The sequence below is a fragment of the Delftia sp. ZNC0008 genome (genome assembly GCF_000799035.1).
Lineage (GTDB): Bacteria > Pseudomonadota > Gammaproteobacteria > Burkholderiales > Burkholderiaceae_C > Comamonas > Comamonas tsuruhatensis.
Genome location: NZ_JTKZ01000405.1, coordinates 1 through 8795 on the forward strand (window position 1 = coordinate 1; position 8795 = coordinate 8795).

Annotated in this window: 5 protein-coding genes and 1 pseudogene; 3 read left to right on the forward strand and 3 right to left on the reverse strand. The window is 66.9% G+C overall.

Translation table 11 applies throughout. From position 1 onward, the window contains the following. Window positions 1-183, forward strand: a pseudogene (locus L995_RS13565) (LysR family transcriptional regulator); the annotation flags it as partial. Between the two features lie 16 nt (window positions 184-199). Here the strand turns inward: L995_RS13565 and L995_RS13570 are convergent. Then, window positions 200-1204, reverse strand: a complete 1005-nt coding sequence (locus L995_RS13570) for a tripartite tricarboxylate transporter substrate binding protein (RefSeq protein ID WP_047217162.1) — start codon at window positions 1202-1204, stop codon at window positions 200-202. A 50-nt stretch (window positions 1205-1254) separates the two neighbouring features. Beyond that, the gene (locus L995_RS13575; protein WP_047472260.1) at window positions 1255-2442 is read right to left on the reverse strand and encodes a M20 family metallopeptidase; all 1188 of its coding nucleotides are present in this window, start codon (window positions 2440-2442) and stop codon (window positions 1255-1257) included. Window positions 2443-2512: 70 nt separating this feature from the next. Between L995_RS13575 and L995_RS13580 the strand changes: the two genes are divergently transcribed. Beyond that, complete coding sequence (locus L995_RS13580; RefSeq protein WP_013800690.1) at window positions 2513-3277, forward strand: IclR family transcriptional regulator; 765 nt, start codon at window positions 2513-2515, stop codon at window positions 3275-3277. Between the two features lie 94 nt (window positions 3278-3371). Here L995_RS13580 and L995_RS13585 read toward each other — a convergent pair whose 3' ends face one another. Continuing rightward, complete coding sequence (locus tag L995_RS13585) at window positions 3372-7202, reverse strand: DUF11 domain-containing protein (RefSeq protein ID WP_047472262.1); 3831 nt, start codon at window positions 7200-7202, stop codon at window positions 3372-3374. Window positions 7203-7733: 531 nt separating this feature from the next. On the opposite strand from L995_RS13585, the gene L995_RS13590 reads away from it, so the two are divergent. After that, window positions 7734-8795 (forward strand): RtcB family protein (locus L995_RS13590; protein ID WP_047472264.1); only part of this gene is annotated, 1062 nt, incomplete at its 3' end.

Genomic DNA, 8795 nt, shown 5'->3' on the forward strand with positions numbered 1-8795 from the left:
CTGGCCGCCGACGGCATGGGCGTGGGCCTGGTGCCGCACTGGACGGGCCTGGAGCGCTTCATGGGCGACTGCCGCATGCTGCCCATTGCGGGCGCCGCCTATGAGCGCGCCATCTTGCTGGTGACCAGCGCCGAGCCCGACCTGCCGCGCATGGCCGAGCTGCTGGAGGGCGCACTCGCGTAGGTTGCGGCCTTCGCTCTCAATCCGCCTGCACGTAGCCCGTGACGCGGATCATCTCGCGGTACTTGGCGATCTCGCGCGCATAGGCGGCCGCCGCATCGTCCAGGCCCATGGGCTTGGCGACATCACGGCCGTCGGCCTCCAGCTTGGCGATGACCTGCGGGTCCAGCAGGGCCTGGCCGATGGCCTGGTTCAGGCGCTGCTTGACGTCCTGCGGCGTGCCGCGCTTGACGAAGTAGCCCGCCAGGCTGGCGTACTCGAAATCGCGCAGCGCCGGCACTTCGGTGATGCTGGGCACGGCCGACAGCACGGCAGGCCGGTTGCGCGACAGCACGGCCAGTGCCCGGAAGCGGCCGGTGCGGATCATCTCCAGCATGGACGCCTGGAACGGCATGATGCTGAAGTCGATCTGGCCGCCGGCCAGGTCCTGGATCACGGGCGCCGTGCCCGCATAGGGCGCGTGGGTGAACGGCACCTTCACCACCTTGCCCATGTACTCGGTGATCAGGTGGTAGAGCGAGCCCACGCCCACCGAGCCGTAGGTCAGCGAATTGCTCTCGTTGCGCGAGCGCGCCAGCGCCAGGAACTCTTGCATGTCCCGGGCCGGCAGGCCCGAACGCACCAGCAGCACCAGGTGGGTGACGGTGATGTACTGCAGGTTCTCGAACGCATCGGGCTGGTAGCGCACGGCCTTGTTGGTGAGCGGCGGCAGGATGAGTTCGTTCTGCGTGCCCTGGAAGAACATGCTGCCGTCGGCCCTGGCGCCCAGCACTTTGGAGGCGGCAATCGTCCCCGTGGCGCCGCCCAGGTTTTCCACGATCACCTTGGTCGCCAGTCCCTCGCCTATGGGCTTGCTCAGGATGCGGGCGCTGACGTCGCTGGGCCCGCCTGCCGGGTAGGGCACCATCAGGCTGACCGGGCCGGGCGCCGAGGCCGCGGCAGGCTGCAGCAGCAGGGGCGCCAGCGGCAGGCCGGCGGCGATTTTCAGGAGCGAGCGGCGTGTGGGCAAGGCAAGTGGATTCATGAAAGTGCACCAGGCAGTGGCTTGAGGGGAAGGCGGGAATCAGGCGCGCCCTACCACCGGGCGTGGGGCAGGCGCGCAATGGTGTGGAGCACCGCCAGGCCGCGCGGGACGATGGTTTCCACCTCGCAGTACTCGTCGGTGGTGTGGAACTTGCCGCCTACGGGACCGGTGCCGCACAGCGTGATGGCGCCCAGGCTGGAGGTCACGCCCGAGTCCGCGCAGCCGCCGCTGAACTCGCCCTCGGCCTTGTGGCCCAGCGCGCCCAGCTCGGCCTGGTACAGCTCGAACAATTGCTGCGACTGCGGCGTGGGAACGAAGGGGCGGAACTCGCCGGTGATGTTCAGCGTGGAGCGCGTGCCCTGGATGAAGGACTTGTCGCAGATGCAGCGTATGCGGCCCACCAGGGACTCGCGCTGGTCCAGATCGAAAATGCGCAGGTCGATGGCCGCCTTGGCCGACGGCGCCGACGTGTTCACCGACAGCCCGCCCGACACCAGGCCCACGTTGACCGTGACGCCCTTGTCCAGGTCGGTGAGCGCGTCCAGCGCCACCACCTTGTGCGCCAGCTCCGAGATGGCGCTGATGCCCTCGGCGAAGTTGGCGCCCGAGTGCGCCGCCTTGCCCTCGATCTCCACGCCGAAGAACACGCCGCCCTTGCGGCCCGTGACCACGTTGCCCGAAGGCCGGCCCGGCTCCGCATTGAAGACAAAGCCCGCCTTGCGCGCAAAGGGCTCGATGACGGACTTGCTCAGGGGCGAGCCGATTTCCTCGTCGCAGGTGAACAGGCCCGTGACCTCGGGCGCAGGCTCCGCGCTGTGGGCCAGCGCAGCCAGCAGGAAGGCGTTCATGCCGATGCCCGACTTCATGTCGGCCACGCCCGGGCCGTAGGCCCTGCCGCCTTCGATGCGGAACGGCCTGCGCGCGGCCTCGCCTTCAGGGAAGACCGTGTCGCAGTGCCCCATCAGCAGCACGGGCCTGCCCACGGTGCTGCCCGCGTTCACGGTGACCGAGATCGCGGCCTCCACGCCATCGACGAAATGCGGGCTGACCTGCAGCCCCTGGCCCAGGAAGAAGGCCTCCAGGCGCCGGAACACGCGCGCCACGCCAGGCTTGTCGAAGCTGCCCGAGTCGATGTTGACGATGTCCGCCAGCAGCGAAAGCATGTTCTCCCGCTGGCCCTTGATCCACTCCGACGCGCCGACCGCCCGGTCCGCACTGACAATGGCTTGCTGTGGCATCCGCTGCCTCCGTATTTTTCAATACTTGGTATTGTTATTTAATACTTCAGATTCACAATCAGGTAAAACGATGATCGAAAACGCGTTGTATGTGGGTTCCGTGGGCAAGGCATTCCGCGTGCTGGACTGCTTCAAGGGCGCGGCGGGCGACCTGAGCCTCACGGAAATCATGGAGCGCAGCGGCCTGGACAAGAGCGCCGCCCAGCGCTACGCCTACACCCTCAGCGCCGAGGGCTACCTGCAGCAAAACAGCCAGACCCGCCGCTACCGGCTGGGCCCGGGCGTGCTGGACCTGACCTTCCACTTCCTGCGCACCCATGCGCTGGCCGAGGCGCTCAACCCCCTGCTGCTGCAGCTGTCCAAGGACACGGAGCAGAAGATCAGCCTGTCGCTGCGCGACGGCGACTGGCTGGTGCATGTGCTGCGCCACCAGACCAGCACCGAGCACTACCACGCCTCGCTTGTGGGCCGGCGCGTGCCCCTGCAATGCACGGCAGGCGGGCGCGCCGTGATGGCACGGCTGGACGAGGCGCAGGTGGAGCAGCTGCTGGCCCCCGGCCGCCTGGTGGCCAGCACGCCCCGGACGCTGACCACCGCCAAGGCCGTCCAGGCGGAACTGAAGAAGGTGCGCGAGCGCGGCTACGCCATGGTGGTGGATGAATTCATCATGGGCGAGGTCGCGCTGGCTGCCGCCGTGGTCGATGCCGACGGCGTGCCGCTGGGCGCCCTGCACCTGAGCGGATCGTCAAGCCAGTGGAGCGGCGCCGACTACGCGAAGAAGTTCTCGCCCCTGCTGCTCAACGCCATCGCCCAGTACGAGCGGCGCAACGCCTGAGGCCGCAAAGATGCGCTGTAAGGGGCGCTGAAGGGACGCCTAAAAGTGCTCCCACAGGCGCGCCGACATGGCCCATGCCAGCGCGCTGCGGGCATCAGCCGCGCAGGCGCCGCTCTTGCAGCGCGGCCCCTGCGGCCAGCAGAACGCCCAGCAGGGCCAGCATCCAGGGCGAATCCACGGGGATGGAGGCCGGCGAGGGCGACGGGCCTATGGGCGTGGTGACGGTGCCGGTGCAGCCGGTCTCGCAGGAAGCGTCCCCGCCCCCCGTCACGTTGGCCGTGTTCACGAGCGTGGTGTTGCCTGCGGACGCCTTGGCCGTCACCGGGATGGTGAAGCTGGCCGACTGCCCCACAGCAAGGCCCGCCGGCACGATGCAGGCAACGCTCTGCCCGCTGGCCGTGCAGCCGGCAGGCATGGTACCCAGCGCCAGGCTGGTGGACAGCACGTCGCGCACCGTGGCGTGCGCCGTGGTGGCGGTCGTGCCGGTGTTGGTCACCGTGAAAACATAGTTGGCGGACTGCCCGGCCAGGAAATGGCCCGACGAGAAGGTCTTGGCGAGCGAGAGTTTGGGCGCGTTCACCGGCACCACCACCGTGGGGCTGTCGCAATTGGCCAGGCACAGCGGATCGCCGCCCCCCGTCACATGGGCCGTGTTGAGGATGGAGGAGCCCGCCGTGCCGGACCTGGGCACCACCGAAAGCGTGAAGGTCGCGGACGCGCCCACGCCCAGCCCCGCAGGCACCGTGCACAGGACGGTCTGGCCGGAGAACGCGCACCCGGCAGAGACGCCCGTCACCATCAGGCCCGACGCCATCTCGTCGCGCACCACGGCGTCCTGCGTGGTGGCCGTCGTGCCCACATTGCGCACCGTGATCACGTAGCTGGCGGCCTGCCCCTCGGCGAAGGCTCCGGCCGACGCCGTCTTGCTCACCTCCAACCTGGGTGACTCCACCGGCGTGGTCACGGTGCCACTGTCGCAACGGGCCACGCAGGAAGGGTCGCCACCGCCCGTCAGACTGGCCGTATTGGCCAGCGTGGTGTTGGCCGCTGCGGCCTGCGGCGTGACGGGGATCACCGCACTCCATTGCCCGCCCGTCGCCAGCCCGGCGGGCACGGTGCAGCTGAGCACCTGATCCATCACCGAGCACCCTGCCGGCAGGGTGCCCAGGGTCAGCGTGGAGGCGATCACATCGCGCACAAGGGTCGGCGCCGTGGTGGCCGCCGTACCTGTGTTCCTCACGGTGATGGTGTAGTAGGCCGCCTGCCCCACCACAAACACCGGGCTGGACGCCGTCTTCGCGATCTGCAGTTGCGGTGTGTTCACCGGCTCCACCACCTCGTTGCTGCTGCATCCGGATAAGCAGGACGGGTCGCCCCCGCCGTCAACGCGCGCCGTGTTAGAGATGGTGGTGTTGCCGGCGGTCGTCATGGGCGTCACGGGAATGGTGAAGCTCACCTGGCCGCCGGGAGCCAGGCCCGCCGCTATCGTGCAGGTGACCAACTGGCCCGCCGCCGTGCAAGGGCCCGGCAGCGTGCCGATGGTCAGCGTGGTGGCGATCACATCGGTGATGCGGGTCTCGGCGATGGTGTCTGCCATGCCCGTGTTCGTCACGGTCAGCACATAGCGCGCAGGCTGGCCGACGATGAAGGCATCGTCGGAAGCGCGCTTGACGATCCGCAGCCTGGAGGCGTTGACGGGCACCAGCACCTCGTTGCTGGTGCAGCCAGCCGCACAGGAAGGATCGCCGCCGCCACCGACCTGGGCCACGTTGGAGATCGCCGTGTTGGCCGCCGCCGGCTGGGGCGTCACCGAGATGGCAAAGCTCACCTGGCTGCTGGTCGCCATGCCCGCAGGAATTGTGCAGCTGACCAGCTGACCCGCGAACGAGCAGCCTGCAGACACGGAATTGATGAGCAGGTTGGCCGCCACCGTGTCGGTGACCGTGGCGGGCGCCGTGGTTGCCGCCGTACCCGTGTTGCGCACGGTGAGCACATAGCTGGCGTTCAGGCCCACGACGAAGGACTCCATGGAGGCCGACTTGGCAATGGCCAGCCTGGGCGCCTTCACGGGCACCTGGACTTGGCTGCTGCAGGCGCTGGGGCACAGCGGATCGCCGCCGCCCGTGGCCGTTGCGGTGTTGGTCAGCAGGATATTGGCCACGGTAGGCGTCACGGGAATGGCAAAGCTGACCTGGCTGTGGGTCGCCAGCCCTGCGGCAATGGTGCAACTGACCGCCTGGCCGCTGCGCGTGCAGCCCGCCGGCAGGCTGCCGATGGTCAGGCTGCTGTCGAGCGTATCAGTCACCACGGTGGCCTGCGGCGTCGCACCGGTTCCCACGTTCTCGACAGTGATGGCATAGCTGGCCTGCAGGCCGACGATGAAGGAATCCATGGAAGCCGACTTGCCCACCTTGAGTCTGGGCTGGCCCACGACGGTGGTCTTGGCGCTGGTGCAGCTGGTGGTGACAGCGTCGCACTGCGGCCCGGGCGGCGACGGCGGCAAGGCCGAGGTCGCAGGTGGCGCGGGATGCGTTGCAGCGTAGTTGACGATGGAGCCCACAGCGGGCGCGTTGACCTGGATGCTGAAGGTCTGGCTCGCGCCGCCACCGGCCAGCGTGCCCGGCAGCGTGCAGGTGAGCAGGGCACCCGGCACATTGAGCGGCGCGCAAGCGACCGGTGCGGTGGAGGTCGTGGCCGCCACGCCCGGCGGCAGCTGGTCCTGCACCACGGGGTTGCTGATCGCGGCGGTGCCGCCCGTGCGGTAGTTGGTCAGCGTGAGTTGGTAGGCAAAGCCCTGGCCTACGAGGACTGAGTTCGGGCCTGACTTTTCCACCACGACCTGGCCCTGGCGCTGGTTCACGAATGTGCTGGAGTTGTTGGCCGGATTGGTGTCGTTGATGGTGATGGCGGCCGTGTTGGTGATGCTGTTCGTCCCCGATGCCGGCGTCACCTGGAAGCGGTAGACCAGGTAGTCGCCCGAGGTGGGCGGCACATGCGCCGCCCCGCCGCTGCTGTTCACCGGCAGCACGCCGGTCCTCATCGACAGTGCCCTGCCGTTGGCCGCCTGCGTTCCGCACACGGCGGCACCGGAGGAGATGCAGGCAATGGGCGATGTCAGGCTGACGTTGTCCGGCAGCAGGTCGGCGACGGTCACGTTGCCGGCCGCGTTGGGTCCGTAGTTCCAGACCTTGAGCTCGTAGTCGAACGGCGTGGCATTGTCGAAGGTGTCCGGCCCAGTCTTGGAAATGCCGATGTCCGTATTGAAGTTGGCACAGCCGTCATAGGATGCCGGATCGCTGGGATCGCGCAGGTTGGCGGCGGGAATGATCTGTGCGGACTGCCCCGGCGGCGTCCAGCGCAGGCGCAGGTGGTTGAGCCCGCCCTGGTTGTTCCAGTGCACGCGCATGGCATAACAAGTGTTGTTCTGTGCCACCACGAAGCTGCCGGGAATGTTCTCAAACTGCGTATCGCCCGAGGTAAACGACCCCAATTGCCCCACAGGTACGTTGTAGTCGAAGGTTCTGTAATGCGCCGCGTTGGCCTTGGTGAAATTGGTGGAGAACTCCACCTTCACCTCATCATCGTGCGCAGCGGAAAATCCATAGGTTCCCGCCGTGGGAAATACAACCAGCGCATACACCACGCGGCCCTGCAGCCACTGCTGGCATGCGGCGGAAGACTGCCAGCCGCTGCCGGCCGCGCTGTTGCACAGCGTGGCACTGGCAATATTCCAATCGATATTCTGCGCAGTGCCTGAAGACGCGATGTTGGTGGTGGAGCTGGCAAAGCTCACCAGATTCTGCAGCTGTACCACCGAATTTCCACCGGAATAGTTCAGGTAGTTGGGAGCCGGCGATCCACCAGGCACCGAAACCTGTCCACGGAAATTGTCGAAGATGACCCCAGCCTGCACCGCGACGGGCATCAGCGCCGCCAGAGATAGTATGCCAATCAGTTTCCACCAATCGGTAGATGATTTTCTCTGGCGCCAGGAATAGGAAATTCCGAGATCCGAAACCATAAAGGCGCGCTCCCTCTTAAAAGGAATACATGGAATACAGATGAAATGAATGGATTGAATTGGCCACCGGGCCAATAAACCACATCATCCCGGACGCGCCGAAACAACTTGTAGGATGTTTTTGATTATTTAAATTACATCTTCTTTCAGATGCTGCGGATACCGTTGATTCAGTAGTCCGGGCATGGGTGTTTACGCGGATTTCTGGGCAGGACGGCAATCATTATTATTTTCTATTGAAATGAATACAAATTTATTAAAAACCATCGACACTGCAGACGATTCGAAAATCTGCCGCTATACTGCGCCCCTTCTTTCTTGAACGAGCTGCTGCAGGAAAGACGTTTTCCGGGCCTTTGCCGCCCGGGTGTCTTTCATCGTCCGTACACCCATCGGACGCGGCGAGCGCCAACCAGGCCTCGCGGATCTGCAGCCATGAGCACTCCTCAACGACTCCAGCGTGCCTTTGCACGCACGGGCATCTCTCTCGACTATCGCGACGGCATCTACCACGTGCGCGATGGCCAGGCCGAGGCCCACATCCTTCTTCCCGACAGTCTTCCCCTGGAGGACAAGGCCGTGCGCCAGCTGCTGGCCTTTGCGGCCGTGCGCCGGCATGACGGCCAGGGCAGCCACGGCGCCGTCTGCCGCGCCTGCGCCACGCCCGACTTCCATCCGGGCACGGTGGCGCCCGTGGGCAGCGTGGTGGCCACGCCATCGGACTTCGTCATTCCGGCCGCCATCGGCACGGACATCAACTGCAGCGTGCGCCTGCTGACCACGGGCGCCCGGCTGGACCAGCTGGCACCGCACAAGGGCCGGCTGGTGGACTTGCTGACCGCCAGCCTGCTGGGCAGCGGGCGCGACGTGCCCGTGACCACGGCCGCCTTCCGCGCGCTGTTCGACCACGGGCCGGCCGCCTTTGTGGACCGGCTGAATGGCCAGGGCCTGTGGGGCCATGTCGACAGGGACCGCCTGCACCGCGAGCTGGCCGCCTGCATCGGCCTGGACAGCTTCGCTGGCAGCGCCCGCCACGCGCCCCATGCCTATCTGCAGGAGCGCCATGCCGTGTTCCGCGACCCGTGCCTGGGCACGGTGGGATCGGGCAACCATTTCGTGGAACTGCAGGTGGTCGATGAGGTGCTGGACCGCCACGCGGCCTACCGCGCCGGCCTGCGCGCGGGCGACGTGGTGGTGATGATCCACAGCGGCTCGCGCGACCTGGGCTTTTACGTGGGCCAGGCCTGGATGGACCGCGCCCGGGCCGAGTGGCCGCAAGGCGTGAAGCACCCGGCCAGCGGCCTGTACGGCCTGTCGGGTCCGCTGGCCGGCGAGTACCTGCAGGCCATGGGCGTGGCGGCGCGCTATGCCTGGGCCAACCGCGTGGTGCTGGCCGAGCTGGTGCGCAAGGACCTGGAGCAGATCGTGGGCGCAGCGGATTCGCGCCTGGTGGTCGATGTGCCGCACAACGTGGTTCTGCAGCAAGGCGGCATGAAC

Bases quoted from the DNA above. Each gene is read 5' to 3' on its own strand.
- L995_RS13570 (WP_047217162.1), bottom strand. From the start codon at position 1,204: ATGAATCCACTTGCCTTGCCCACACGCCGCTCGCTCCTGAAAATCGCC.
- L995_RS13575 (WP_047472260.1), bottom strand. From the start codon at position 2,442: ATGCCACAGCAAGCCATTGTCAGTGCGGACCGGGCGGTCGGCGCGTCG.
- L995_RS13580 (WP_013800690.1), top strand. From the start codon at position 2,513: ATGATCGAAAACGCGTTGTATGTGGGTTCCGTGGGCAAGGCATTCCGC.
- L995_RS13585 (WP_047472262.1), bottom strand. From the start codon at position 7,202: ATGCCCGTCGCGGTGCAGGCTGGGGTCATCTTCGACAATTTCCGTGGA.